Below are 24,263 nucleotides of genomic sequence, written 5' to 3'. Positions count from 1 at the left end.
GGACGATTCCGCAGCGAGCGGACTGAGCAGCCCGGCCCCGGCCGAGCGCGCACGCACGCAAGAATTTTCTGCTGATCTTGCCCCCAGCATGGACCATCTCGACCAGCTCGAGGCGCAGAGCATCTACATCTTCCGCGAGGCGTTCGCCCGGTTGAAGAAGATTGCGCTGCTGTGGTCGCTCGGGAAGGACTCCAACGTCATGATCTGGCTGGCGCGGAAGGCGTTCTTCGGCCGCGTGCCGTTCCCGGCACTGCATGTCGACACCGGCAAGAAGTTTCCGGAGATGTACCGCTTTCGGGATCACTACGGCAAAGAATGGGATCTCGATTTGCGCGTCGAGCCCTGCCCGCCCATCGATGCCGTCGATCCGACGCTGCCGCCGGCCGCCCGCTCCGCTGCGCGCAAGACCGAAGGCCTCAAGATGGCGCTCGGCAAATTCGGCTTTGACGGCCTGATCGCCGGCATTCGCCGCGACGAGGAGGCAACGCGCGCCAAGGAGCGTGTGTTCTCGCCGCGCGGGCTCGAAGGCAATTGGGACGTGCGCGACCAGCCCCCGGAGTTCTGGGACCATTTCAACGCCTCGCCGCCGCAGGGCGCCCATTTGCGCATCCACCCGATCCTGCATTGGACCGAGGCCGACATCTGGGCCTACACCAAGCGCGAGAACATCCCGATCATCCCGCTGTATCTCGCCAAGGACGGCAAGCGCTATCGCTCGCTGGGCGATCAGGACATCACCAATCCGGTCGCATCGACCGCGTCCAACATCGACGAGATCCTGATCGAGCTCGAGCAGACCAAGGTGCCGGAGCGCGCCGGCCGCGCACTCGACCACGAGACCGAGGACGCCTTCGAGCGCCTGCGCGTCGCCGGCTATCTCTGATCAAGAACGCGAGCGCGATATGAACATGATCGTCACCCCCGCTTCGCCGGCCACCCCGAACGGCACCACCCGTCCGCAGGTCCGCATCGTCATCGTCGGCCATGTCGACCACGGCAAATCGACGCTGGTCGGCCGCCTCTTGCACGAGACCGGCAGCCTGCCCGACGGCAAGCTTGAGATGCTCAAAGCCGTCAGCGCGCGGCGCGGCATGCCGTTCGAATGGTCGTTCCTGCTCGATGCGCTGCAGACCGAGCGCGACCAGGGCATCACCATCGACACCACGCAGATCCGCTTCCGCACCAATTCGCGCGACATCGTGCTGATCGACGCGCCCGGCCACGCCGAATTCCTGCGCAACATGATCACCGGCGCCTCCCAGGCCGACGGTGCGGTGCTGATCATCGACGCGCTCGAAGGCGTGCGCGACCAGACACGGCGGCACGGCTATCTCCTGCATCTGCTCGGCGTGAAGCAGGTCGCGATCGTCGTCAACAAGATGGACCGCGTCGACTTCTCCGCAGAGCGTTTCAAGGAGATCAGCGACGAGATCTCCGCGCATCTGAACGGCCTCGGCGTGAAGCCCACAGCCGTGATCCCGATCTCCGCGCGCGACGGCGACGGTGTTGCGATGCGCACCGACCGCATCTCCTGGTACAAGGGCCCGACGGTAGTCGAGGCGCTCGACCAACTCGAGCCGGCGCGGCCGCTGGAAGCGCTGGCGCTGCGGCTGCCGGTGCAGGCGATCTACAAGTTCGACGACCGCCGCATCGTGGCGGGCCGCATCGAATCCGGCAGCCTGATTGCCGGCGACGAGATCGTGATCATGCCGGCCGGCAAGATCGCGAAGATCAAGACGGTCGAGAGCTGGCCGGCGACGCCGGTTGCGGGACGGCAGGGCGCGGGCCGCTCGGTCGGCATCACGCTGGACCGCGAATTGTTCATCGAGCGCGGCGACATCGTCGCGCATGCCGGCAGCGCCCCGCGCGAGACGCGCCGGTTGCGGGCGCGGATCTTCTGGCTGCACGACAAGCCGCTCGCCAAGGGTGACCAGCTGCTGGTTCGCTGCGGGCCGAAGGAAAGCCGCGCCACCGTGGTCGCCATCGAGAAGGCGGTCGATCCGGGCGAGCTCTCGAGCAGCGAGAACAAGGCGATCGGCCGCAACCATGTCGGCGAGATCGACATCTCCCTGTCAAATCCGATCGCCACCGATCCATACACCGAGAATCCGCGCACCGGTCGTCTCGTGATCGAAGTCTCCGGACGCATCGCCGGTGGCGGTCTGGTGCTGTCGGTCGATGCCGGCCAGCGCGCCTTGCCCGTCGACATCGTGCCGGTGGAATCCGCACTTCGTCCCGACGAGCGCTCCGCGCGCTATCAGCACAACGGCGCCGTGGTCTGGCTTACCGGCCTGCCGGCTTCGGGCAAGTCGACGCTCGCCAAGGCGCTGGAACGGCGGCTATTCACCAATGGCGGCTCGCCGATCCTGCTCGATGGCGACACGCTGCGCGCCGGGCTCAACAGCGATCTCGGCTTCTCCACTGCTGATCGCAGCGAGAACATCCGCCGCCTTGCCGAAGTCGCAACGCATCTCGCCCGTAACGGCCATATCGCCATCGTCGCCGCGGTTTCGCCCGCGCGCGAGGACCGCGCCGCGGCGCGCCGCATCGCCGACACCGCGTTCCGCGAGATCCATGTCGCGACGCCGGCAGAGATCTGCGAGGATCGCGATCCCAAGGGGCACTACAAGAAGGCTCGCGCCGGCGCGCTCGCGTCGTTCACCGGCATCGGTAACGACTACGAAGCGCCGCAGGCGGCCGAGCTCGTGATCGACACCTCGACGCGAACCGTCGCCGAGGCGGCCGACGAGATCGAGCAGATGCTGAAGAACACCGGCGTGCTGTTCGACGAGGCCGTCGACCTCGCCGCGAATATCTAGGGCCGTCCTATTCCCCGCTGTCGTCGCCCGGCTTGACCGGGCGACCCAGTATTCCAGAGACAGCTTTGGGATACGGAGAAGCTGCGGCGTACTGGATTCCCCGCTTTCGCGGGGAATGACACCGGTGCGTGGGGCCCACACCCCGTCTTGACATTTTGACAAACCCTTGGGGGTCTTCTCACCGCCCTTGTTTTGGGGCTAATAGGGCCCCGAAAGCCGCTCCCTCGTGGGCGCATTTTGCTGCTGTCGGGTCAAAAGCAGCCAAAAACAGCCATTTCCAACAAGAAAGCCCATCATGAAACGCGTCGACGCCCACGGATTGAAGATCGCTCCCGTCCTGTTTGATTTCATCGCCAAGGAAGCGGCCCCGAAAACGGGGATCTCGCCGGATGCGTTCTGGGCCGGGCTTGCCGCCATCATCAAGGATCTGGGGCCGAAGAACCGCGCATTGCTGGCGGTGCGCGACACGTTGCAGGCCAAGATCGACGACTGGCACCGCGCCAGCAAGGGCAAGGCGTTCGACCTCAACGCCTATACCGCCTTCCTGAAGGAGATCGGCTATCTCGTTCCGGAGCCGGCGACCCAGAAGGTCGAGACCGCCAATGTCGATGAAGAAATCGGCAAGATCTGCGGCCCGCAGCTCGTCGTGCCTCTCACCAATGCGCGCTATGCACTCAACGCAGCGAACGCGCGCTGGGGTTCGCTCTATGACGCCTTCTACGGCACCGACGCGATCCCGCACGACGCGTCCGAGAGCGGCAAGGGCTATAACAAAGCGCGCGGCGACAAGGTGATCGCCAAGGCCAAGGCGTTCCTCGATACCGCCGTGCCGCTCGCAACCGGCAGCCACACCGACGTCACCGCCTACAGCGTCGTCGCGGGCCAGCTCGCAGTGAAGCTGAAGAGCGGCAATGCCACCGCACTGAAGAACGCCGCGCAATTCGCCGGCTTCCAGGGCGATGCGGCCGCGCCGAGCGCGGTACTGCTCGCCAACAACGGCCTGCATGTCGAGGTGAAGATCGACCGCAGCAGCGCGATCGGCAAGGACGATCCGGCCGGCGTCGCCGACATGATCATGGAATCCGCGGTTTCCACCATCCTCGACATGGAGGACTCGGTCGCAGCCGTCGATGCCGAGGACAAGGTGCTGGTCTACCGCAACACGCTCGGCCTGATGAACGGCACGCTGTCGGCCGATTTCGAGAAGGGCGGCAAGACGTTGACGCGCTCGCTTAACGCCGACCGCAGCTACAAGACCCCGGACGGCAAGGGCGAGGTCAAGCTGCACGGCCGCAGCCTGCTGCTGATGCGCAATTGCGGTCACCACATGTTCACCGACGCGGTACTGGACGAGAAGGGCGAGGAGATTCCGGAAGGCCTTCTGGACGCCGCCGTCTCCGGCCTGCTCGCGATCCACGACCTCAAGGGCAACTCGAAGGTCAAGAACAGCCGTACGGGATCGGCCTATATCGTCAAGCCGAAGATGCACGGCCCGGACGAGGTGTCGCTCACCTGCGAGATCTTCGATCGCGTCGAGAAGATCCTGTCGCTGCCGGAGAACACGCTCAAGGTCGGCATCATGGACGAGGAGCGCCGCACCACCGTCAACCTCAAGGCCTGCATCCAGCGCGCCTCCAGGCGCATCATGTTCATCAACACCGGCTTCCTCGACCGCACTGGCGACGAGATCCACACCTCGATGGAAGCGGGCCCAATGATCCGCAAGAACGAGATGAAAGCCCAGGCCTGGATCAAGGCCTATGAGGACTGGAACGTCGACATGGGCCTGACCTGTGGCCTGCCCGGCCATGCCCAGATCGGCAAGGGCATGTGGGCCGCCCCTGACAAGATGGCGGACATGCTGGCGCAGAAGCTTGGCCATCCGCAGGCCGGCGCCACCACCGCCTGGGTGCCCTCGCCGACGGCTGCGACGCTGCACGCGCTGCACTACCATCAGGTCAACGTGATCGCTCGCCAGGAAGAGCTCACCAAAGGCGGGCCGCGCGCAAAGCTTTCGGACATCCTCACCATTCCGGTGTCGAAGTCGAACTGGGCGCCCGATGACGTCAAGCAGGAGATCGACAACAACTGCCAGGGCATCCTCGGCTATGTCGTGCGCTGGATCGACCAGGGCGTCGGCTGCTCCAAGGTGCCCGACATCCACGACGTCGGCCTGATGGAAGACCGCGCCACCTTGCGCATCTCCAGCCAGCATCTCGCCAACTGGCTGCACCAGGGCGTGATCACCGAGGCGCAGGTGATGGAATCGCTCAAGCGCATGGCGATCGTCGTCGACAAGCAGAACGCCGGCGACGCCATCTACAAGCCGATGGCGCCCGCCTTCGACGGCGTCGCCTTCAAGGCCGCCTGCGACCTCATCTTCAAGGGCCGCGAGCAGCCGAACGGCTACACCGAATACATCCTCACCGCGCGCCGACGCGAGGCCAAGGCGAACGGCTGATAGTCAGCCGGCTCGAAACACCGAAAGCCCCGGCTCACGCCGGGGCTTTTTTGTTGAGCGCAGCGGGCGAAACGTCGCGCCGTGCAGCGGAACGGCCGCGCGCCGGTCGCGTTGTACGGCCATCAACCATTGGGAGATGGTCATGGACTGGAATCGCATCGAAGGAAACTGGAAGCAGTTCAAGGGATCGGCCAAGGAGAAATGGGGCAAGCTCACTGACGACGATCTTCAATTGGTCGAGGGCCGCCGCGAGCAGCTCGAAGGCCGGATCCAGGAACGCTACGGCAAGGCCAAGGACCAGGTTCGTCAGGACGTCGACGACTGGCTCAAGTCGCTGCACTAGCGCGGCACGACAAAGCCCCGGCGAAAGCCGGGGCTTCTTGTTTGGCGAGTAGCCCGGATGAGCGAAGCGACATCCGGGACCTTTGTTGCGGGACCCCGGACATCGCTGCGCTCATCCGGGTTATGATCCCTTGCTAGAACACCGCGAGATATTTCAGCAGCGAGACGATGCCGATGATGATGACGACCACGCGCGCGATCTGCTTGGCGCGGCCGTCCATCGGCAGCATGTTGATGAGATAAAGGACGAGAATAACGACGAGAAAAGTGACGAGTACGCCCACCAGCATCGCGAGACCCCCTTCAGGCAAATTACGACCACCGCTCTAACGCCTGTCTCCTGCGCTGGTTCCATCGCGGCAACCCACTGCAACTTCTAGTAAATCCGTACTTCTACGATCGGACGGCCTGCCTAAAATTTTACCCTTTTCCATTCAGATGCGGAAATGACGCCGGGGCCGTGGGCCGCAAACGGCGTGCGATTGCCGTTCTGCCGCGCCGGGCTTGTCGATGCTGCCGCGCGTTTTCAAGAGCTTTGCAATGGGAATTGGGGGGGGCTTCGATGCTGAATCGTCTGACCGTATCCGCGCTGCTGAAGGCGGTGATCGCGATCACGTCGGCCTGCGTGGTGCTCGCGCTCTCGCTCACCGCCTTCGAGTCCTGGGATCGCCTCCAGACCGCCAACCGCATCTCGCAGACCGCCGACGCATCCGCCGATTTGTTCAAGGCGATGCACAGCCTGCGCACCGACCGATCGACCACGACGCGGCTCCTCAACTCGGCCGAACCGATGGATGCCGAGATCGAGAAATATCTGCGCGCGATCCGGGACACCGAGATGCCCGCAATGGCACGCGCGCTGGAGCTGCTGCCGGTCATGGACTTCCCGCAATCGGGCACGCTGGTGCCGGAGCTCGCGCGCCTCCACAAGCTGCTGACCGAAGAGCAGAAACAGTTCTGGGCGGAGACGGCCAAGCCCAGGGATCAGCGCCGCGCCGGCCTGCCGAAGGAATATATGGAGACGACGGGTGGCCTGCTCGAAACGCTCGACAAGCTGTCGAACGTCCTGGCCGCCACCGTCAATCATCAGGACGCCGTGATCGACCAGCTGCTGTCGATCAAGCAGAACGCCTGGCTGCTCCGCAACACCGCGGGCGAAGCTTCGCTGGTCGTCTCGACCGGTCTTGCCGCCGGCAAGATCACACCGGAAGCCCGCAACAGCTACACCCAGCATGTCGGCGATGTGGAAGGCGCTGGAATTGTCAGCCTCGGGCATGCAGTTGCCGCCCGCGCTCGTCTCCGCCATGGCCGCGGCCAAGACCGCCTATTTCGAGCCGCAATATCTGACCCTGCGGGACCGTCTCGCTGACACTTTGGTCAAGGGCGAGAAGGCCGAGATGACCGCCAACCAGTGGAGCCCGCTCACGGTCGGCCGCCTTTCCAGCGCTGTCACCGTGGCGGAAGCCGCTCTCGACGCCGCCAAGGTCCATACGCTGGCGCAGCGCGGCGCCGCACAACGCGCGCTGATCGTGCAGCTCGGATTGCTGGCGCTCGCCATCGGCCTTGCCGTCGGTGCGGTCATGCTCGTGAGCCGTCGCGTGATCCATCCGCTCAACACCATCCGCGACGCCATGTTGAAGGTCGCCGGCGGCGACCTTGCCGTCGACAGCGGCTATCTCGATCGTCAGGACGAAATCGGCGCACTGGCCGGCGCGCTGGAGACCTTCAAGCAGCAGGCCACCGACAAGCTCAAGATCGAAAAGCAGGAGCGCGAGCGCAATGCGGGCGCTTCCGCACGCCAGCGTGCCGTCGAAGCCTATGTCGGCGAGTTCGAGCGCGCGGTGCGCAAGACGCTCGGCGAATTGAGCGAGGCCTCCGGTGAGATGCGCAAGACCTCGGGCGACCTCTCCGCCGTATCGCGCCAGACCAACGATCGCGTCCAGGTCGCCGGCAAGGCCTCCAACGACGCCTCCATGAGCGTCGACAGCGTCGCCGCCGCCGCCGAAGAGCTCTCGGCCTCGATCAACGACATCAGCCAGCAGGCCGCGCATGCCGCCGGCATCGCCGGCCGCGCCGTCACGCAGGCGCGCGAAACCGACGGCACCGTGCAGGGCCTGGCGAAGTCCGCCGGGCGCATCGGCGAGGTCGTCGGCCTCATCAACACCATCGCGGCGCAGACCAATCTGCTCGCGCTCAACGCCACCATCGAAGCGGCGCGCGCCGGCGAAGCCGGGCGCGGGTTTGCGGTGGTCGCCTCCGAAGTGAAGTCGCTGGCAAGCCAGACGGCGAAGGCGACCGAGGAGATCTCGGAGCAGATCGCCGACATCCAGAAAGTCGCGGGCGACGCCATCAACGCGATCCAGACCATCGGCGGTATCATCGGCGAAGTGAATGAAGTGGCGACCGCCATTGCCGCCGCCGTGCAGGAGCAGGGTGCGGCGACGCAGGAGATCACGCGCAGCACCCAATTCGCGGCGCAGGGCACCAAGAACGTCTCGGACAACATCACCGGCGTCAAAGCCGATGCGGACGCTGCCGCCGCAGCCGCCGACAATGTGAAGCAGGCCTCCGAGATGCTGGAGAGCCAGAGCCGCCAGCTCGGCCATGAGGTCAGCGACTTCCTCGGCAAGATCCGCGCGGCGTGAAGAGCGAATTGGAGAGGAAACCGCCTCTACACCTGCGGTGTCGTCCCCGCGAACGCGGGGATCCATAACCACAGGATGCGGTTTGGCGAAAAGTCGTGGTTGCCGGCTCGCGCCGCAACCTCTCCCTGTGGGTATGGGTCCCGGATCTTCGCTTCGCTCGTCCAGGACGACGGTGTTTGTGTGGCTGCTAGCGGGACAACTCAGCCACGCCACACACGCCCTACTCCTTCGCCACCACAGGCACCTGGCGGAATTTGGCGCGCACCGATGCCGGCAGCGGCGAAAAATTCATCGCGACGCCGCGGCGGTCGTTGGCGTTGCGGCTGGCGACCACCAGGCCGTCAGCGCCGGCGACGATATCGCCCTTGCGCAGGGTGGGATCGTCCTCGACCTTGACCGATGCGAGTCCGGCCGGATCCTTGCCGTTGCAGGTGCAGCCCGCAACGATCTCGTTGCGGTAGCGGAACGCGTTCGGCAGGTCGGAATAGGACTTTCCATTCTCAGCCGTGGCGTCGTCGATATTGCTGCCATAGACCAGCGACGTCTCGGAAGCCGGGCAGAAGCTCTTGCAGGATTGCGCCTTGCTCTCGGCATCATTGCCTTGCGCCGGGAAGTAGCGGCCGTCGCAGCCCCGCACGCAATATGCCGTGCCGCCGCCATAGGCCGCGCGTTGGCGAGGGGCGTCGTAGCGCGGCATGTCATCGCCAGGGAACGGCGTCCTGATCTGTGGAGGCCGCCCTCCGAACGCACCGAACAGCGCCGAGAAAAAATCCTCCGCGTGCGCCGACGGTGCGAATGCCAGACCAGCGGAGACAACGACCATGATCGCCGTACCGCCAGCCACTTTGCCAATCAGGCGTCTGCTCATATGACTCACTCTTACTCCTAGTTCACGGCCGACGTCGCGATGTTCAGCGCCTGCCGGCCAGAAGGCATCGCCGTCACGGCTGGACGCCTGCGCACCGTGTCGCTGCCTTTGGCCATCAGCGGCGCGTTCTTCGGCAGCACCACGACCCTTGCGCCGACATTGACGCGGCTGAACAGATCGGTGACGTCCTCGTTGGTCATGCGGATGCAGCCGGAGGAGACGAACTTGCCGATCGTGGAGGGATCGTTGGTGCCGTGGATGCGGTATTCGCTGGAGCCGAGATACATCGCACGCGCCCCGAGCGGGTTGCCGGGACCGCCGGCGACGAAGCGCGGCAGATAGGGCTGGCGCGCGATCATCTCGGCCGGCGGATGCCAGTCCGGCCATTCCGCCTTGCGGCTGACGCTCTGCACGCCGGACCAAGTGAAGCCTTCGCGGCCGACGCCGACGCCGTAACGGATCGCACGACCATTGCCGAGCACGTAATAGAGATAGGTGTTGTTGGTATCGATGACGATGGTGCCGGCCGGCTCGCTGCGGTCGAAGCCGACGATCTGCTTGCGCAGACGATCGGGCAGCTGGGCATCCTCGTCCGCCGCCTGCGGCTGCGGCGCTCCGTTCACGTAGCCCTGCGCGTAACCCTGGTCCTGCGGATACGCCTGCGGCTGCATCGGCGCATAGCCGTACGTCTGCGCGCTCGCGCCAGCGAAAGGCACCGTCAGCAGGGCGGTTGCGAAAGCGAAGGCGGTGACGGCGCGCGGCGAGAAGCTGCGACGGACTGCAGAGAACTTTGTCATGTGCTGCCCCGTTGGATGCGTGCATCAGGTGATGCGCTTGCGAACAAACGCCGCGGAGGCGATTCAGGTTCCGGCCCTTCGCGCGGCATCCTTGTCACAGTCAAGCGAGCGCGTATTCACGAAGCCGCGATGGAACCGCGGCACTGCTGGCGCATTATCAGCTCGCCAAATGGGCGCGCGGATCGAGGCTTCCGTGCGGGAGAGAGATTGTGCGCGTCCTTCCCAGTGAACGTCTGATTCCCGGCAACAGCGAAGGCAGTCCGCTTCCCGACAGCCATATCGAGCTGCCGCCGGTGATCCGCCGCACCGAGTTCGTCGCCTTCGCGCTTGCCGGCTTGTTACTGATTGCGGTCGTTACCGTGCTCTACGTTGGAAGAGCTTTCTTCCTGCCGGTCGTGATGGCCTTCGTCACCGGCACCATGCTGTCGCCGGCCGCGGGCTTTCTGGAGCGGTACAAGGTGCCGCGCAGCGTAGGTGCCGTTGTGATCGTAGTTGCGGGGACCGCCGTGGTGGCCTTCGTGGTGGCGCTGATCGCCTCCCCCGCGATGGAATGGAGCACGCGCCTGCCGGAGCTCGGCGCGCAATTGAAGGACAAGCTGCACGTGTTCGACCGACCGCTCGCACTGTGGCGCGAACTGCAGGCCATGGTCGGCGGCTCGGAAGGACTGCCGAACTTCCAGATGCCGAAATTCGATTGGGTGCAGCCGACGCTGGAATTCCTGTCACCGACCTTTACCGAATTCCTGCTGTTCTTCGTCACCCTGATCCTGTTCATCGCAAGCTGGCGCGACCTGCGCCGGGCGCTGATCATGACCTTCAGCGACCGCGACGCCCGGCTGCGCACGCTTCGGATCCTCAACGAGATCGAGGTCCACCTCGGCAACTACCTACTGACCGTCACACTCATCAATATCGGGGTCGGGGTCGCCACCGGCCTCGTCTGTGCGCTCACCGGCATGCCCAATCCGGCCGGGCTCGGCGCGCTCGCGGCAACCCTCAACTTCATCCCGATCATCGGGCCGATCGCGATGTTCGCCGTTCTGGTCGTGGTGGGCCTGATCGCCTTCCCGACCATCAGCGGCGGCCTGATGGCCGCGCTCGCCTTCGGCGGCCTCACCTTCCTGGAGGGGCACTTCGTCACGCCCATGATCATCGGGCGGCGGCTGGCGCTGAATGCGCTCGCCGTGCTGCTGGCGCTCGCGTTCTGGACCTGGCTATGGGGGCCGATGGGCGCATTCCTGTCGTCGCCGCTTCTGATCGTCGCGCTGATCCTGAAGGAGCATCTGTTGCCGGCGGATGCGCCGCAGCTTCCGCAGGACTGACCGGTTTCCGCGAACGGAACTTCCCCGACGACGAAACGTTTTCCGGCTATCTCAGCCGTCAACAGTTTGGAGCTCCCGATGTCCACGACCAATGAAGCCGGGATGAAAGACTGGACCGACAAAGCCACCAGGGAACGCCTCGAGAAGGATGTAGCAGCCGTGAAAAGCGATATCGCCGCCCTCACCGACCAGATCACCGACGCGCTCAACACCTTTGCCAATTCCACCAGCAAGCAGGCCCGCCGCGGCTATCGCCAGGCACGCGAGAACATGGATACCGCGCTCGACGACGTGTCGGAGCGCGGCAGTGCAATGATGGACGCGGCCCAGGAAGCTTACGGCTCGATCGAGGAGACGCTCGAAGACGCGATCACGCAGCGGCCGCTTGCGACCGTCGGGCTCGCGCTCGGCATCGGCTTCCTGATCGGTGCTGCCTGGCGCCGGTAAGATTTGCGGACGCGTGTTGAGGCGTCGGCAGCGGCGCGTTGCCGGCGTCGGCCCGTGAGGGTTTGGCTTGCGGGGAATTGAGGAGCGAGGGCCATGTTTCAGCGCATCATCGATGGGATCAGTGCATCCACCGGCACGACGGTGCGACTGACCTCGCTTGCCGCAGGCGCGGCCTTCGCGCTGTTCGTGACGACGTGCTTCCTTTGCGCTGCTGCCTTCATCTCGGTGCTGGAGAAATATGGTCCGGTGCAGGCCTGTCTTGCCGGCGCCGGCATCTTCTTCCTGCTGACGCTGGCTGCGGCAGGCTCTTATTGGGGCTACAAGCGCGAGGTGCAGAAGCGCGCCCAGATCGCGGCCGAGCGCGCCGCGAAGTCAGCGGCGCAGAGCATGCTCGCGGATCCCATGCTGCTCGCCACCGGGCTGCAGATCGTCCGTGCCATCGGCGTCAAGCGGCTACTGCCGATCCTGGCGATCGGCGGCGTCGCCCTCGGCATCATGGCGAGCCGCGCGGGCGTTCCCGACGAGGCGTCGGCCGAGCCCGCCGAATAGCGGTAAGAACACGTTAGAAAATTTCGTTGTAAGTCCTCCGAGCGCATCTATCAGAATTCTCCACGAGACACCGCGCAATTTCGCGCCATGACGGCGCGGCTGCCCCAGCCATCACGCAAACGCTACTCGGATGGGCAGGCAGTTGCCGTTAAAAGTATCACCCTGATTCCCAAAGCTATTTTAGTCAATGAAACCGTCCGTTCAGGCGAATCTCGCCGCATTCCATCCCGACGCCAGGCTGTATCTGACGCTCGGTATCGCCAACTGGTCGGTTTTCGTCGACCATATCCCGAACAACGTCGTCAACCTGCTGACGCTGCGCAATTTCGGCTTCAGCGGCGCGGCTGACCTGCTCGTGTTCGTCGTCGGCTATGGCGTCGCCATCATCCACGGCCGGATGGCGCTTGAACGGGGCTACCTCGTGGCGGCGACGCGCATCTTCCGCCGCGTCTGGCGGCTCTACGCCGCCTATGTCGTGCTGTTCGTGATCTACATCGACACCATCGCCTATGTCGCCTCGCAGTCGATGGCGCCGGAGATCATCCACGAATACAATATCTCGGGCATTCTCGAGCACCCGCTGCGGATCCTGGTCCGCGGCCTCGTGCTCCAGGAGGAGCCGCTGAACCTCGACCTCCTGCAATTGATGATCCCGCTGATGGCCTTTTTTCCGTTCGCGCTGTGGGGTCTGTTGCGGTGGCCGAACCTGACCCTGGCGGCATCAGTCGCGCTGTATATTGCCGCACGCTGGTTCGACTGGAATTTTCGCGTCTATCCGGACCAGGAATGGACCTTCAATCCGCTCTGCTGGCAGATGCTGATGGTGCTCGGGGGCTGGTTCGCCGTGACAGGCGCGCCCGGGCGCGCGCTACGCGACATGCCCTGGCTGCGGATTCTCGCCGGCACCTATCTCGTATTCGCGATGGCCATCACCCTGCTGCGCCATTCGCCGGCAATGTCGGCTTACCTGCCGGACCTCCTCCTCGACAGCATCGCGCCGACCGACAAGGAAAACCTCGCGCCCTATCGCGTGATTCACTTCCTCGCGCTCGCCTTGCTGGCGACCCATCTCATTCCGGCCAATCATCCCGGCCTGCAATTGAAGCCGCTGCAGGCGGTCATCCGATGTGGCGAGGAATGGCTTGCCGTGTTCTGCGTCGGGGTGTTCCTGTCGTTTGCGGGCCATCTCATCCTGATCACCAGCGCCAATCTGGTGGCGATGCAGATCGTGGTGAGCCTCGCCGGCTTCGCCGCGATGACCGCGGTGGCCTACTATGTCGCCTGGTCGAAGTGGCAGGATCTCCCGACGGCCTTGCGGCAGCAGGCCTAGAGCCAATTTCGTCCGATGGAATCGGAGCGGGGCCGTGGGTTCTGGTATTGGCTCCGGAATCCACTTCGCTCGAAAACGCTCTAGGCAGAGAATCGTGCGATTCTGCTAGGCCGAAAGCGGCGGCTGCGCTATGCGGGGAAGCTCTACGTGAGGAGACCGGGCGTGGCGACGGTGAAAAGCGGGGGTGGGGAGACCGAGAGCACGCCCCGGCGCGGCCGGCCTCGATCGATCGAGACCAGCAACGCCATTCTCGAAAGCGCCTATGCGCTGATGGCGTCCACTGGCCTTGCCGCCACCACCATCGACGCGGTCGCCCGCCACTCCAGCGTCTCCAAGATGACGATCTACAAATGGTGGCCATCCCGCGAGGCACTCTTGATCGACGCCTTTCTTCAACATGCCGCGCAGATGCTGCCGCTGCCCCCGGTGAGCTCCGGCAACCCCGCAGCGCGCGCCCGCCGCCATGCCACATCCTACGCCGAGGCGCTCCAGGGCGAGTTCGGCAAGGTCCAGCTCGCGGTCATCTCCGAATGCATTTCCAAAACCGGCTCCGCCGAGCTGTTCTATGCCCGCTATCTGCAATTCCGTCGCGACGCGCTGGTCGAGATGATCGCGGCAGGCCAGAACGATGGCAGCATCCTGGCCGAAGGGCCGGCTGAGGATCTCTACGACGCGATCTATGGCGGCCTGTTCTACCGCTACGTCTTCGGCATCGCGCCGATCACGCCGGCCTACGCCCGCAACCTGGTCGACTTGGTGTTGCGGCCTAAGGGTTAGGAAGGGACAGTCCGAGGCTGAAGCCGGCGGCTTCTATCGCGCAGGCCTCACCGGTGCCGAGATCTTGTCCGTGCGGTCGCGCTCGGTCATGTCGACCACCGTCTCCATCGGCGCGGTCAGCTCGTAGACATAGGAAGCGTCGGTGAAATAACGCTTGGCGGTGCCGCCGAGCGCCTCGGGGGCGACCCGGTCGAGCAGGATCAGGCCGAAATCGGAATCGGGGCGGCGCGTCGCTTCGCTGGTGTTGAGCTCCTCCCAGCGGAAATGGAAGACCTCGCCCGCCCCCTCGCCCGTCACCGTCCAGATGGCGGTGATGTGCGGGTGCTTTCCGACCAGCGACAGGCCCTCGTCGGAATGCGAGGCAAGTTCGAAGAACAGCAGCGAGAGGCTCTGCGCCGCGCGCGCGCTGACCGCGATATCAGGACCCGTGACGGCGATGCGGTCGGCATGCGGGATGGCGCGCGCCTCGAACAGGCCCTTCAGCTTGACGCCCTGCCACTGGCTCTCGCTGAGCAGCGAGACCACGTTGGACATGGCGTGGATGCGGCCGATCAGCAGTTCACGGGCGACGTCGATGTCCGAGCCGTGGCGCAAGGTGCGCGTGACGATCGACTGGATCACCGCGAGGATATTCTTGACCCGGTGGTTGAGCTCGTCGATCACCGCGGTCAGCCGGCGCTCGAAGCCGATTCTGACCTGGATTTCCCGGCTGAGCCGCAGATTGTTGTAGGCGACATAGCCAAACAGGCCGCACACCATCGCAGTGATCGCAAAGCCGATCGCAGCCACGATGATCGCGGTCTGCTCGGCGCGACGCGCCGAGTTGGTCTTGGCGTAATAACCCAGCTGCCAGTCACGGCCGCCGAAGCTCACCGTGCGCGTCGCCGATGGCGTCGGCCCGTCCGCCGTCGTCATGCGGGTGGAGACGATGCCCTGATCGTTGGCAACGAGCTCGCCACCTTCCTTGCGCGGGTCCCTGAGCGCGACCGAGAACAACGACATATCGTCATTGGTCAGCATCAGCGAGGCGAGTTCGTAGGAAAAGGTGACGAACCCGGCTGGCTCGGTCGCACCCTCGGGAATGACGGGAGCTGCCACAATGATCCCGACCGGCCCGTTGCCGCGCAACAGCGGAATCGGGTCCGACGCCACCGACCGCTTCTCGAGCCGGGCCCGTGTCAACATGGCGCTGCGAACCTGATCCTGGTCGTAACTACGGCCAGGCAGCGCCTTGGTCTCGTCGCTGCGCGGCTCGAGATCCAACAGCACGTCGATCGGCTGGGTGATCTCGGCCGGATTGATCGGCTTGTCGTCAAAGGTGCGGATCTTCGGATTGGGGAAGCCGGCGCCTCCAATGGCAGCCTGCGCCGCCGTAAGCTCGTTCGGCTTCAGCCGGGCGATCCAGCCGGCCACCACGAAATCGGTCTTGAAGGCGTAAATGGCCGAGCGCAGCGGCTCCAGCATGTTCGGCTTGATCACGGATGGTGTGCGGAACAGGCCTGAGGCGACGCGTGCGAGCAGTTCGCGCTCGGTGAGCCGGTCCTGCACCAGGCTGGCATGAACGTCGATCGCGCGCGCGAGCGCGATCCGGTCTAGCGCCAGCTCCTGGTCATGGACGCGATAGGCCGCAAGCCCGGAGAGCAAGGCTCCGAGCAGAGCGATGAAACCGATGATGAAACCCAGCCGGACCACGCGACTACTCAGGCGAAAGCAGGAGGTCGGCAATAAACAAGGAGCATATGAACGCCGCTCGAACGGCCATGTGCCGAAACAGGGTGAACCCCGGTGGCAGAGATAATGAAGGAGGAGGCATCAGTACGCAACTTGGGTCGCCTGGAAAGCTTAATCCGCCCGGCCGATGGTCTGGCCGGGATGAATTGCCCGGGCACCGGAGGTAGTTAATCGCCGTGTCCGAAATTTGTTCCGTGGTTGCGGCCCGGCCGCAGGGTTAACGGCGGAAACAGCATGCGCCAAGTCGTCGCGCGCTGTCAGCCCGCCCGTTTGAGGCCGCCTTTGGCCTCGATGAAGCCGACAATGCGGTCAAGGCCCTCGCTCTTCTTCAGATTGGTCATGACGAAGGGACGCTCGCCGCGCATGCGCCTGGCGTCCGTGTCCATCTTCTCCAGGGAGGCGCCGACATGGGGGGCGAGGTCGATCTTGTTGATGACCAGCAGGTCGGACCGAGTAATGCCGGGGCCGCCCTTGGACGGGATCTTGTCGCCGGCGGCCACGTCGATGACGTAGATGGTCAGGTCGGCCAGCTCCGGGGAAAAAGTGGCAGCGAGATTGTCACCGCCGGACTCGATCAGAACGAGATCGAGCCCGGGAAACTTGGCGCGCATGTCCGCCACCGCGGCGAGATTCATCGAGGCATCCTCGCGGATCGCGGTGTGCGGGCAGCCGCCGGTCTCGACGCCGGCAATGCGGTCCGGCGTCAGCGAGCCCGAACGCACCAGGAACTCGGCATCCCATTTGGTGTAGATGTCGTTGGTGATCGCGGCAATGTCATAGCGCTCGCGCATGGTCTTGCAGAGCAGGTCCATCAGCGCGGTCTTGCCCGATCCGACCGGACCGCCGACGCCGACACGCAAGGGGCCGTGAGATTTCGACATGTCATTCGCTCTTTCTCGATGGGTCAAAGGCCGCACCGCTCACGACCGGAACAGCCGGGTATATTGCGTCTCGTGCCGCAGGCTGGCGAGATCGGCGCGGAAGGTCGCGCTGCCAAGATCGTCCAATGCTGCGTTCAACGCACGATTGGCGGTGGCGGCGACGGCCGCTTCCAGCCTCACCAACACGCGCTGGCTGTCAGTCTGGCCGAGCGGAATGAGCCGGCTGGCGGCCGAAATCCAGTTCGATACCAACGCATGCAGGTATGCGTGCAGCGTCGGCGCCAGCGCCACGCCGTGCTTGGCGGCGACCACGCCGACCGCGACGGGATAGACCAGTGACGTGCGGCATGCCGCAACCATGGCATCCAGGCCGTCTACATCCCAGGCAGCCCGGGAGATGTCGATGAAGGCGCGGCCCTGCGAGGTCGTCTCCAGCTGGCGCTCGCGCGACGGCACCATGGCCGCGGCGAGCTCGGCGATATCGCTCAAGGTCGCATCTTCGCCCATCTCTGCAGCACGATAGGCATGCACGAGAAACGTCGCGTCGCAAAAGCCGGAGCCGTCGCCGAGCATTGCGTCGAGCCAGTCGGCCAGCGTGGCTGTATCGACGATGTCGCCCGCCTCGACCGCCCATTCGATACCGCTGGAATAGGAGAAGCCGCCGACCGGGAATGCCGGCGACAGCCAGGTCATCAGCCGGTACAGCGCCGCCGCCTCGCCCTCGGCGAGGTCGCAGGCTGCGACCGGCTCACTTGTGATCATGAGCATGCTTGTGGCCGTGGTGATGGTCGGGATGATCGCAATGCTCGTCGTGGTGATGGTGATGATCGTGCCCATGATCATGCGCGGCATGATCATGGTGGTGGTCATGAGCGTGATGATCATGGCCATGGTGATCGTGGTGGTCGTGACCATGATCATGATGATGGCCGTGATCATGATGCGCATGATCGTCATGCCCATGCGCGTGGCCGGCATCGGCATAGGCGCCGCCTTCGGGATCGAACGGCGCCTCGATCTCGATCACGCGCGCGCCGAGGCCCTTCACCATGGCTTCGATGACGTGATCACGGCGAATGCGCAAGGCTTTCGCCATGATCTGCGTCGGCAGATGACGGTTGCCGAGGTGCCAGCCGACGCGAATGAGGTGATGCGGATCGCGGCCGCGGATTTCCAGCAGCGGCTCGGGCGCCGCGACCACTTCAACCAGCCGGCCGTCCTCCAGCACCAGCGCATCGCCGCCGCGCAGCGCGACGGCGTGCTCCAGGTCGAGCAGGAATTCGAGCCCCCGCGTTCCCGTCATCGCCATGCGGCGGCGGTGCCGATCGTCGAAATCGAGCACCACCGTATCCGCCGGCGCTTCCGTGAAGCGGTGCTGTCCCTTGACCTGCGTCGCCCGGATCATGCGCTTTTACCCCGTTACCTTGTCTCGACCTTCTCGGGCGTGATCACTTCGATCTTCGGCGGTGCCGTGAAGCACTTGACCGCCACGCGCCCGAACGTCTTCATGTGCTCCATGCCACGATGTGGCACCAGCGCCTCGGCGTTCTCCCACTGCTCGACGAACACCATCTTGGCAGGATCGGTGACGCTTTCATGCAGATCATAGGCGATATTGCCGGGCTCCTTCCGCGTCTCCTTGATGCAGGCGGTGGCGGCTGCAATGAATTCGGCGCGCGTCTCGGGCTTGATGGTCAAGGTGGCAACGACGTAGATCACGAGAAATCCTCCCGGCTTTTCTTCTAAGGTTAGATACCGGGCGGGACATTAGACCAGGCGGGATCGAACGCAAAACCGTAAAAGCCATCCCCGGACATGCCCTCTGGACATAATCCCGCGGACATGCGTTGACGCGCTATTTTCAGTACATGAAATATCGCTGCGCCATGGGCAGCACCTCCGCGGGGGCGCAGGTGAGCAATTCGCCGTCGGCGCGGACCTCATAGGTCTCCGGATCGACCTCGATATTGGGCGTGGCGTCGTTGTGGATCATGCTCTTTTTCGAGATCTTGCCGCGGGTGTTCTGCACGGCATAGAGCTTCTTCTCGATGCCGAGTTTTCGCGCGAGACCGCCGGTGATGGCCGCCTTCGAGGTGAACACCACGGACGATGCCGTGCGCGCCTTGCCGAAGGCGCCGAACATCGGCTGGTAATGCACCGGCTGCGGCGTCGGGATCGAGGCGTTGGGATCGCCCATCGGAGCTGCGACGATCGTGCCGCCCTTGACGATGCAGTCCGGCTTGACGCCGAAGAAGGCGGGCGACCACAGCACGAGATCGGCGAGCTTGCCCTTCTCGACCGAGCCGATCAGTTTCGACACGCCGTGCGCGATCGCGGGATTGATGGTGTATTTGGCGATGTAGCGCTTGACGCGAAAATTGTCGTTGTCCTTGCCCTTGTCCTGCGGCAGTGACCCGCGCTGCTTCTTCATCTTGTCGGCGGTCTGCCAGGTCCGGATGATGACCTCGCCGAGCCGGCCCATGGCCTGCGAGTCCGACGACATCATCGAGAGCGCGCCGAGATCGTGCAGGATGTCTTCGGCCGCGATGGTCTCCTTGCGGATACGGCTTTCCGCGAACGCCAGATCTTCCGCGATCGAGGGATCGAGGTGGTGGCACACCATCAGCATGTCCAGATGCTCGTCGATGGTGTTGCGCGTGAAGGGCCGCGTCGGGTTGGTCGAGGACGGGAGCACGTTCTTGAGCCCTGCGACCTTGATGATATCTGGGGCGTGACCACCGCCGGCGCCCTCGGTGTGGAAGGCATGGATGGTGCGGCCCTTGAACGCCTTGATGGTGTCCTCGACGAAACCAGATTCGTTCAGCGTATCGGTATGGATCATCACCTGGATGTCGTGAGCATCGGCAACCGACAGGCAGTTGTCGATCGCCGCCGGCGTCGTGCCCCAGTCCTCGTGCAGCTTCAGCGCGCAGGCGCCGGCCTTGATCATCTCGACCAGGGCGGCGGGCCGCGATGCGTTGCCCTTGCCGGAGATGCCGAGATTGACCGGGAAGGCATCGAACGACTGGATCATCCGCCCCATGTGCCAGGGACCCGGCGTGCAGGTGGTGGCGAAGGTGCCATGCGACGGGCCGGTGCCACCGCCCAGCATCGAGGTGACGCCCGACATCAGCGCGTGCTCGATCTGCTGCGGGCAGATGAAATGGATGTGGCTGTCGAAGCCGCCGGCGGTGAGGATTTTTCCTTCGCCCGCGATCACGTCGGTGCCGGGGCCGATGATGATCGTGACGCCCGGCTGGATGTCGGGATTGCCGGCCTTGCCGATGCCGGCGATCATGCCGTCCTTGATGGCAACGTCAGCCTTCACGATGCCCCAGTGATCGACGATCAGCGCATTGGTGATGACGGTGTCGGCCGCGCCCTGCTTGTTGGTGACCTGCGACTGCCCCATGCCGTCGCGGATCACCTTGCCGCCGCCGAACTTCACCTCCTCGCCATAGGTGGTGAAATCCTTCTCGACCTCGATGATGAGGTCGGTGTCGGCCAGCCGCACCCTGTCGCCGGTGGTCGGGCCGAACATGTCAGCATAGACGGAACGCTTCATCTTGACGGACATCACAAGCCCCGTTTGCGTTTGAATATCTGGTGACTCACAGCAAAGCCTTCGCTGCTTTCACGGCATCATCGAATTTCTCGTCGAGCCACGGATTGCCGCCGCGGCAACCGGCAGCGACCTGCGTGGCCCATCCAACGTAATCAGCGAGATCGTCGCGCTCGTCCGCACTCGGATCGGTCTGAATGCGTGCGCCGATGTTGCTGATCTTGTCGGCGATCTTGATCAGCTTTGCGCCCGGCGATTTGTGGGGCGCATCCTTAATCTGTTTCTGCCGGCGCTCGGCCTTCGGCAGGCTCATGTCATCCGTGCACTCGACGATCAAGGATGCAACACGCTCGGAGAATTTCTGCGCAAGCTCCTCGCGTGTGGTGTCGGTGTCCTCGATCGAATCATGCAGCCAGCCGGCCGCGACCAGTTCGGCATCGGCGCCGTCGGTCGCGGTCGCCAGCAGGTTCGCGACCTCGGCGAGATGATTGATGTAGGGCTCGTTGCCGCGCCCCTTGCGCGCCATGCCATTGTGACGGTGCGCAGCGAGTTCGGCGGCTTCTGAGACGAGGCGGACGGGCGACAGCATGGCAAAGACCTCCGTTTCCGCCTCAACCGTGCCGCGCCGCGCTCGTTCCTGTGGGGTTCACAGCTTCCCCATCACGTCGCCACGAAAACCGTAAATCGTCTTCTTGCCCGCCATCGCGACGAGCTGGACGTCGCGGGTCTGACCGGGCTCGAAGCGGACGGCGGTGCCGGCGGCGATGTCGAGGCGCATACCGCGGGCCTTCTTGCGGTCGAATTTCAGTGCGGGGTTGGTCTCGAAGAAATGATAGTGCGAGCCGACCTGGATCGGGCGGTCGCCGGTATTGGCCACCGTCAGCGTCACGGTCTTGCGGCCGGCATTGAGCTCGATCTCGCCGTCCTGGATGAAGAGTTCGCCGGGGATCATTCTATCCTCCTCGTCATTCCGGGGCTCGCGCAGCGAGAAGGCCGGAATCTCGAAACCAAAACCTCTGGATTCCGGGTTCGCCCTGCGGGCGCCCCGGAATGACGAATTCGAATTACCTGATCGGCTCGTGGACGGTGACGAGCTTGGTCCCGTCCGGAAAGGTCGCCTCGACCTGGATGTCGTGGATCATCTCGGGAATGCCCGGCATCACCTGGTCGCGGGTGAGGACCTGCGCGCCGGATTGCATCAGCTCGGCGACAGTGCGGCCGTCGCGCGCGCCTTCAAGGATGAAATCGGAGATGATGGCGATCGCCTCGGGATGGTTCAGCTTGACGCCGCGATCCAGCCGGCGGCGGGCCACGATGGCCGCCATCGAGATCAGAAGCTTGTCCTTTTCGCGGGGAGACAGGTTCATGAAGAATCTCTTCCGTTCAACACGTCAATTCAGCCGGTCAGCTCAGCCAGAGTCGCGGCAGGGCCGTTCCAGTGCGCGCCAGCACGGCCATCATGTCGGCCCGCAACCGCGCCGCATCTTGGGCACAGAACCGCGCCATTGCAAAGCCATTCCACGCCGAGATTCCGACCTCGCCGGAGAATGAGTCCGAGGCCTCGCGAATGCGCTCGATCAGAGCCTCGTCACCGGGCACGATCAGCGCCGTGCCGATCGCGGCACCGCCCTTGGCGACGGCGGATCGCTCAAGCTTTGCGCCGATATTGCCGTCGAGCCTGATGGTCTCGGCAAACACCAGCCTGCCACCACGCCGTAGCCGCCAGCGGTCGACGAACTCGCCCTGCTCCATCCGCTCGCCCATGGCAGTGCGGCCGAACACCACGATCTCGCAGAGCAGGAGCGAGGCGGCATCATCAAGCTCGATATCGAAGCGGCGGTGGACCCGGGCGCGGTCAAACAAGATCGTCTCCTGGGGCAGCCAGGACAGATGCGCTCCCGCGTCCACCTTCAAGGAAATTTTGAGCCGCGCCGCCGTCCCGGGCGCGCGATAGACCTTTTCGGCAGCCGCCGTAGTCAAGGTCAGGCGCGAGCGCTCGCCCGCCGCGATGTCGATCTCAAAACTGTCGCCACCGGCAACGCCGCCTGCCGTGTTGACGAACACGCCGGAGAGCCCCTCGCCTTCCGGCGAAGGAAAACGCACGCGCAGCGAGCCGGATTCATGCAAGACGCCGCGCCGCGTCACGCCGTCACGCGCATGGACGTCGAAGCGCACCGCGCCGCGGGCACGGTTTGCCTCGAAAACCCCTGACGTGACCGAAACGTCGCTGCGCATCCGCCTCCCCCAGCCGGTCGCGGCAGAACGGCTTACAGCGCCATCTGGCGGCTGATCTCGCTCGCGTCCAAATTGGCGCGATCGCAGGTGAATTTCACCGCGCCGCGATCCATCACGGCAAAACTGTCGCCGAGTTCGCAGGCAAAGTCGAGATATTGTTCAACCAGCACGATGGCGATGTTGCCGAGGTTGCGCAAATAGGAGATGGCGCGGCCGATGTCCTTGATGATCGAGGGCTGGATGCCCTCGGTCGGTTCGTCGAGGAGCAGCAATTTCGGCCGCATCACCAGCGCGCGACCGATAGCGAGTTGCTGCTGCTGGCCGCCGGAGAGATCGCCACCGCGCCGGCCGAGCATGGATTGCAGCACCGGAAACAGCGAGAACACGTCATCCGGAATGTGCTTGTCCTCGCGCTTGAGCGGACCGAAGCCGGTCTTGAGGTTCTCCTCGACCGTGAGCAGCGGAAAGATCTCGCGGCCCTGCGGCACAAAGCCGATGCCCTTGCGCGCCCGCTCATAGGGCTTGAGGCCGGTGATGTCGCTGCCGTCGAGCACGATCGCGCCCGACGAAATCGGATATTGCCCGACCATGGCGCGCAAGAGCGAGGTCTTGCCGACGCCGTTGCGCCCGAGCACGCAGGTCACCTTGCCCGGCTCGGCCGAGATCGAGACGCCGCGCAGCGCCTGCGCCGCGCCGTAGAACAGATTGATATCCTTGACCTCAAGCATCGCTCAGCGTCCCAGATAGACTTCGATGACCCGCTCGTTGGACGAGACCTGGTCGATGGTTCCTTCGGCAAGCACGGTGCCTTCGTGCAGACATGTGACCTTGACGCCGAGCTCGCGCACGAAGGTCATGTCGTGCTCGACCACCATCACGGTGTGGGTCTTGTTGATCTCTTTCAGCAGTTCGGCTGTCAGATGCGTCTCGACGTCGGTCATGCCCGCGACGGGCTCGTCGACGAGGAGCAGTTTCGGGTCCTGCGCCAGCAGCATGCCGATCTCCAGCCACTGCTTCTGGCCGTGGCTGAGGCTGCCGGCAAGGCGGTTGCGGGCCTCGGTGAGACGGATCGTCTCAAGCACCTTGTCGATGCGCTCGGACTCCGCCTTGCTGCCGCGCCAGAACAGCGTGCCCTTGACACTGTGATCGACATTGAGCGCGAGCAGGAGGTTGTCCTGCACGGTCTGGCTCTCGAACACGGTCGGTTTCTGGAACTTGCGGCCGATGCCGAGTTCGGCGATGCGGGTCTCGTCGAGCCGCGTCAGATCGGTGACGCCGTCGAACAGAACCGTGCCCTCGTCGGGCTTGGTCTTGCCGGTGATGATGTCCATCATCGTGGTCTTGCCGGCACCATTGGGGCCGATGATGGCGCGCATCTCGCCGGGCTCGAGCGTCAGCGACAGATTGTTGATGGCGTGGAAGCCGTCGAACGAGACGTGCACGCCGTCGAGATAGAGCATTGCGGAGGTTGCGCGGTTATCCATGACGTTCATTGCG

Annotated in this window: 24 protein-coding genes and 1 pseudogene; 10 read left to right on the top strand and 15 right to left on the bottom strand. The window is 64.5% G+C overall.

What is annotated here, in order from left to right; translation table 11 throughout:
• The first annotated feature begins 88 nt into the window (after positions 1–88).
• The 4 genes from cysD to RAD04_RS04130 all read left to right on the top strand — a co-directional run bounded on the left by cysD (position 89) and on the right by RAD04_RS04130 (position 5,623).
• Entirely contained in the window at positions 89–883 is a 795-nt protein-coding gene (cysD, locus tag RAD04_RS04145) for a sulfate adenylyltransferase subunit CysD (RefSeq protein WP_026202064.1), read from the top strand.
• Between the two features lie 19 nt (positions 884–902).
• A complete protein-coding gene (cysC, locus tag RAD04_RS04140; protein ID WP_461622760.1) occupies positions 903–2,819 on the top strand; it encodes an adenylyl-sulfate kinase in 1,917 nt (638 codons plus the stop codon).
• Between the two features lie 295 nt (positions 2,820–3,114).
• Positions 3,115–5,280 (top strand): malate synthase G, encoded by a 2,166-nt coding sequence (locus tag RAD04_RS04135; RefSeq protein WP_461622759.1) that lies wholly within the window; start codon positions 3,115–3,117, stop codon positions 5,278–5,280.
• Positions 5,281–5,422: 142 nt separating this feature from the next.
• The gene (locus RAD04_RS04130; protein WP_461622758.1) at positions 5,423–5,623 is read left to right on the top strand and encodes a CsbD family protein; all 201 of its coding nucleotides are present in this window, start codon (positions 5,423–5,425) and stop codon (positions 5,621–5,623) included.
• 133 nt (positions 5,624–5,756) lie between these two features.
• On the opposite strand, the gene RAD04_RS04125 is transcribed toward RAD04_RS04130, so the two are convergent.
• Positions 5,757–5,912, bottom strand: coding sequence for a Thivi_2564 family membrane protein (locus RAD04_RS04125; protein ID WP_007599832.1), 156 nt, complete (start codon positions 5,910–5,912; stop codon positions 5,757–5,759).
• Positions 5,913–6,184: 272 nt separating this feature from the next.
• On the opposite strand from RAD04_RS04125, the pseudogene RAD04_RS04120 reads away from it, so the two are divergent.
• A pseudogene (locus tag RAD04_RS04120) lies at positions 6,185–8,267 on the top strand (methyl-accepting chemotaxis protein).
• Positions 8,268–8,487: 220 nt separating this feature from the next.
• On the opposite strand, the gene RAD04_RS04115 reads toward RAD04_RS04120, so the two are convergent.
• Entirely contained in the window at positions 8,488–9,135 is a 648-nt protein-coding gene (locus RAD04_RS04115) for a DUF2865 domain-containing protein (protein WP_461622757.1), read from the bottom strand.
• Positions 9,136–9,152: 17 nt separating this feature from the next.
• Positions 9,153–9,932: a L,D-transpeptidase gene (locus tag RAD04_RS04110; RefSeq protein ID WP_461622756.1), complete on the bottom strand. Its 780-nt coding sequence runs from the start codon at positions 9,930–9,932 to the stop codon at positions 9,153–9,155.
• Positions 9,933–10,141: 209 nt separating this feature from the next.
• Between RAD04_RS04110 and RAD04_RS04105 the strand changes: the two genes are divergently transcribed.
• The 5 genes from RAD04_RS04105 (at position 10,142) to RAD04_RS04085 (ending at position 14,357) form a co-directional block, all read left to right on the top strand.
• Positions 10,142–11,254, top strand: a complete 1,113-nt coding sequence (locus RAD04_RS04105) for an AI-2E family transporter (RefSeq protein ID WP_461622755.1) — start codon at positions 10,142–10,144, stop codon at positions 11,252–11,254.
• A gap of 78 nt (positions 11,255–11,332) precedes the next feature.
• Complete coding sequence (locus RAD04_RS04100; protein WP_461622754.1) at positions 11,333–11,701, top strand: ElaB/YgaM/YqjD family protein; 369 nt, start codon at positions 11,333–11,335, stop codon at positions 11,699–11,701.
• A 93-nt stretch (positions 11,702–11,794) separates the two neighbouring features.
• Positions 11,795–12,250: a hypothetical protein gene (locus tag RAD04_RS04095; RefSeq protein WP_461622753.1), complete on the top strand. Its 456-nt coding sequence runs from the start codon at positions 11,795–11,797 to the stop codon at positions 12,248–12,250.
• Positions 12,251–12,437: 187 nt separating this feature from the next.
• A complete protein-coding gene (locus tag RAD04_RS04090; RefSeq protein WP_461622752.1) occupies positions 12,438–13,580 on the top strand; it encodes an OpgC domain-containing protein in 1,143 nt (380 codons plus the stop codon).
• Between the two features lie 147 nt (positions 13,581–13,727).
• Positions 13,728–14,357 carry a TetR/AcrR family transcriptional regulator gene (locus RAD04_RS04085; protein ID WP_461622751.1) on the top strand — a complete coding sequence of 210 codons (630 nt, stop codon included), beginning with the start codon at positions 13,728–13,730 and terminating at the stop codon, positions 14,355–14,357.
• A 33-nt stretch (positions 14,358–14,390) separates the two neighbouring features.
• On the opposite strand, the gene RAD04_RS04080 is transcribed toward RAD04_RS04085, so the two are convergent.
• The 12 genes from RAD04_RS04080 to urtD form a co-directional block, all read right to left on the bottom strand.
• Positions 14,391–16,049, bottom strand: a complete 1,659-nt coding sequence (locus RAD04_RS04080) for a CHASE domain-containing protein (RefSeq protein WP_461622750.1) — start codon at positions 16,047–16,049, stop codon at positions 14,391–14,393.
• 296 nt (positions 16,050–16,345) lie between these two features.
• The gene (ureG, locus tag RAD04_RS04075) at positions 16,346–16,969 is read right to left on the bottom strand and encodes an urease accessory protein UreG (protein ID WP_008131868.1); all 624 of its coding nucleotides are present in this window, start codon (positions 16,967–16,969) and stop codon (positions 16,346–16,348) included.
• A 39-nt stretch (positions 16,970–17,008) separates the two neighbouring features.
• Positions 17,009–17,737: an urease accessory protein UreF gene (locus RAD04_RS04070; protein ID WP_461623156.1), complete on the bottom strand. Its 729-nt coding sequence runs from the start codon at positions 17,735–17,737 to the stop codon at positions 17,009–17,011.
• Positions 17,718–18,374 (bottom strand): urease accessory protein UreE, encoded by a 657-nt coding sequence (locus tag RAD04_RS04065; RefSeq protein ID WP_461622749.1) that lies wholly within the window; start codon positions 18,372–18,374, stop codon positions 17,718–17,720. Before RAD04_RS04065 ends, RAD04_RS04070 begins: the two co-directional genes overlap by 20 nt.
• Before the next feature lie 14 nt (positions 18,375–18,388).
• Positions 18,389–18,688: a putative quinol monooxygenase gene (locus RAD04_RS04060; protein ID WP_018318764.1), complete on the bottom strand. Its 300-nt coding sequence runs from the start codon at positions 18,686–18,688 to the stop codon at positions 18,389–18,391.
• Positions 18,689–18,830: 142 nt separating this feature from the next.
• Complete coding sequence (gene ureC / locus RAD04_RS04055; protein WP_461622748.1) at positions 18,831–20,546, bottom strand: urease subunit alpha; 1,716 nt, start codon at positions 20,544–20,546, stop codon at positions 18,831–18,833.
• Positions 20,547–20,580: 34 nt separating this feature from the next.
• Positions 20,581–21,120 (bottom strand): HD domain-containing protein, encoded by a 540-nt coding sequence (locus RAD04_RS04050; RefSeq protein WP_461622747.1) that lies wholly within the window; start codon positions 21,118–21,120, stop codon positions 20,581–20,583.
• Between the two features lie 57 nt (positions 21,121–21,177).
• Positions 21,178–21,483, bottom strand: coding sequence for an urease subunit beta (locus RAD04_RS04045; RefSeq protein ID WP_026202067.1), 306 nt, complete (start codon positions 21,481–21,483; stop codon positions 21,178–21,180).
• 112 nt (positions 21,484–21,595) lie between these two features.
• Positions 21,596–21,898, bottom strand: a complete 303-nt coding sequence (locus RAD04_RS04040) for an urease subunit gamma (RefSeq protein ID WP_007605424.1) — start codon at positions 21,896–21,898, stop codon at positions 21,596–21,598.
• A 37-nt stretch (positions 21,899–21,935) separates the two neighbouring features.
• Entirely contained in the window at positions 21,936–22,766 is an 831-nt protein-coding gene (locus RAD04_RS04035; protein ID WP_461622746.1) for an urease accessory protein UreD, read from the bottom strand.
• A 32-nt stretch (positions 22,767–22,798) separates the two neighbouring features.
• Positions 22,799–23,494 (bottom strand): urea ABC transporter ATP-binding subunit UrtE, encoded by a 696-nt coding sequence (gene urtE, locus RAD04_RS04030; protein ID WP_018318770.1) that lies wholly within the window; start codon positions 23,492–23,494, stop codon positions 22,799–22,801.
• A 3-nt stretch (positions 23,495–23,497) separates the two neighbouring features.
• Positions 23,498–24,259, bottom strand: a complete 762-nt coding sequence (gene urtD, locus RAD04_RS04025; protein ID WP_018318771.1) for an urea ABC transporter ATP-binding protein UrtD — start codon at positions 24,257–24,259, stop codon at positions 23,498–23,500.
• Between the last annotated feature and the right edge of the window lie 4 nt (positions 24,260–24,263).

The organism is Bradyrhizobium sp. 25ACV, assembly GCF_054863005.1.
This window is presented reverse-complemented; position numbering and strand designations above follow the sequence as displayed.

Bases quoted from the DNA above. Each gene is read 5' to 3' on its own strand.
- RAD04_RS04125 (WP_007599832.1), bottom strand. From the start codon at position 5,912: ATGCTGGTGGGCGTACTCGTCACTTTTCTCGTCGTTATTCTCGTCCTT.
- RAD04_RS04045 (WP_026202067.1), bottom strand. From the start codon at position 21,483: ATGATCCCCGGCGAACTCTTCATCCAGGACGGCGAGATCGAGCTCAAT.
- cysC (WP_461622760.1), top strand. From the start codon at position 903: ATGAACATGATCGTCACCCCCGCTTCGCCGGCCACCCCGAACGGCACC.
- ureC (WP_461622748.1), bottom strand. From the start codon at position 20,546: ATGTCCGTCAAGATGAAGCGTTCCGTCTATGCTGACATGTTCGGCCCG.
- RAD04_RS04040 (WP_007605424.1), bottom strand. From the start codon at position 21,898: ATGAACCTGTCTCCCCGCGAAAAGGACAAGCTTCTGATCTCGATGGCG.
- RAD04_RS04095 (WP_461622753.1), top strand. From the start codon at position 11,795: ATGTTTCAGCGCATCATCGATGGGATCAGTGCATCCACCGGCACGACG.
- RAD04_RS04115 (WP_461622757.1), bottom strand. From the start codon at position 9,135: ATGAGCAGACGCCTGATTGGCAAAGTGGCTGGCGGTACGGCGATCATG.
- ureG (WP_008131868.1), bottom strand. From the start codon at position 16,969: ATGTCGAAATCTCACGGCCCCTTGCGTGTCGGCGTCGGCGGTCCGGTC.
- cysD (WP_026202064.1), top strand. From the start codon at position 89: ATGGACCATCTCGACCAGCTCGAGGCGCAGAGCATCTACATCTTCCGC.
- RAD04_RS04100 (WP_461622754.1), top strand. From the start codon at position 11,333: ATGTCCACGACCAATGAAGCCGGGATGAAAGACTGGACCGACAAAGCC.
- RAD04_RS04050 (WP_461622747.1), bottom strand. From the start codon at position 21,120: ATGCTGTCGCCCGTCCGCCTCGTCTCAGAAGCCGCCGAACTCGCTGCG.
- RAD04_RS04070 (WP_461623156.1), bottom strand. From the start codon at position 17,737: ATGCTCATGATCACAAGTGAGCCGGTCGCAGCCTGCGACCTCGCCGAG.
- RAD04_RS04110 (WP_461622756.1), bottom strand. From the start codon at position 9,932: ATGACAAAGTTCTCTGCAGTCCGTCGCAGCTTCTCGCCGCGCGCCGTC.
- RAD04_RS04035 (WP_461622746.1), bottom strand. From the start codon at position 22,766: ATGCGCAGCGACGTTTCGGTCACGTCAGGGGTTTTCGAGGCAAACCGT.
- RAD04_RS04130 (WP_461622758.1), top strand. From the start codon at position 5,423: ATGGACTGGAATCGCATCGAAGGAAACTGGAAGCAGTTCAAGGGATCG.
- RAD04_RS04135 (WP_461622759.1), top strand. From the start codon at position 3,115: ATGAAACGCGTCGACGCCCACGGATTGAAGATCGCTCCCGTCCTGTTT.
- RAD04_RS04065 (WP_461622749.1), bottom strand. From the start codon at position 18,374: ATGATCCGGGCGACGCAGGTCAAGGGACAGCACCGCTTCACGGAAGCG.
- urtD (WP_018318771.1), bottom strand. From the start codon at position 24,259: ATGAACGTCATGGATAACCGCGCAACCTCCGCAATGCTCTATCTCGAC.
- RAD04_RS04090 (WP_461622752.1), top strand. From the start codon at position 12,438: ATGAAACCGTCCGTTCAGGCGAATCTCGCCGCATTCCATCCCGACGCC.
- urtE (WP_018318770.1), bottom strand. From the start codon at position 23,494: ATGCTTGAGGTCAAGGATATCAATCTGTTCTACGGCGCGGCGCAGGCG.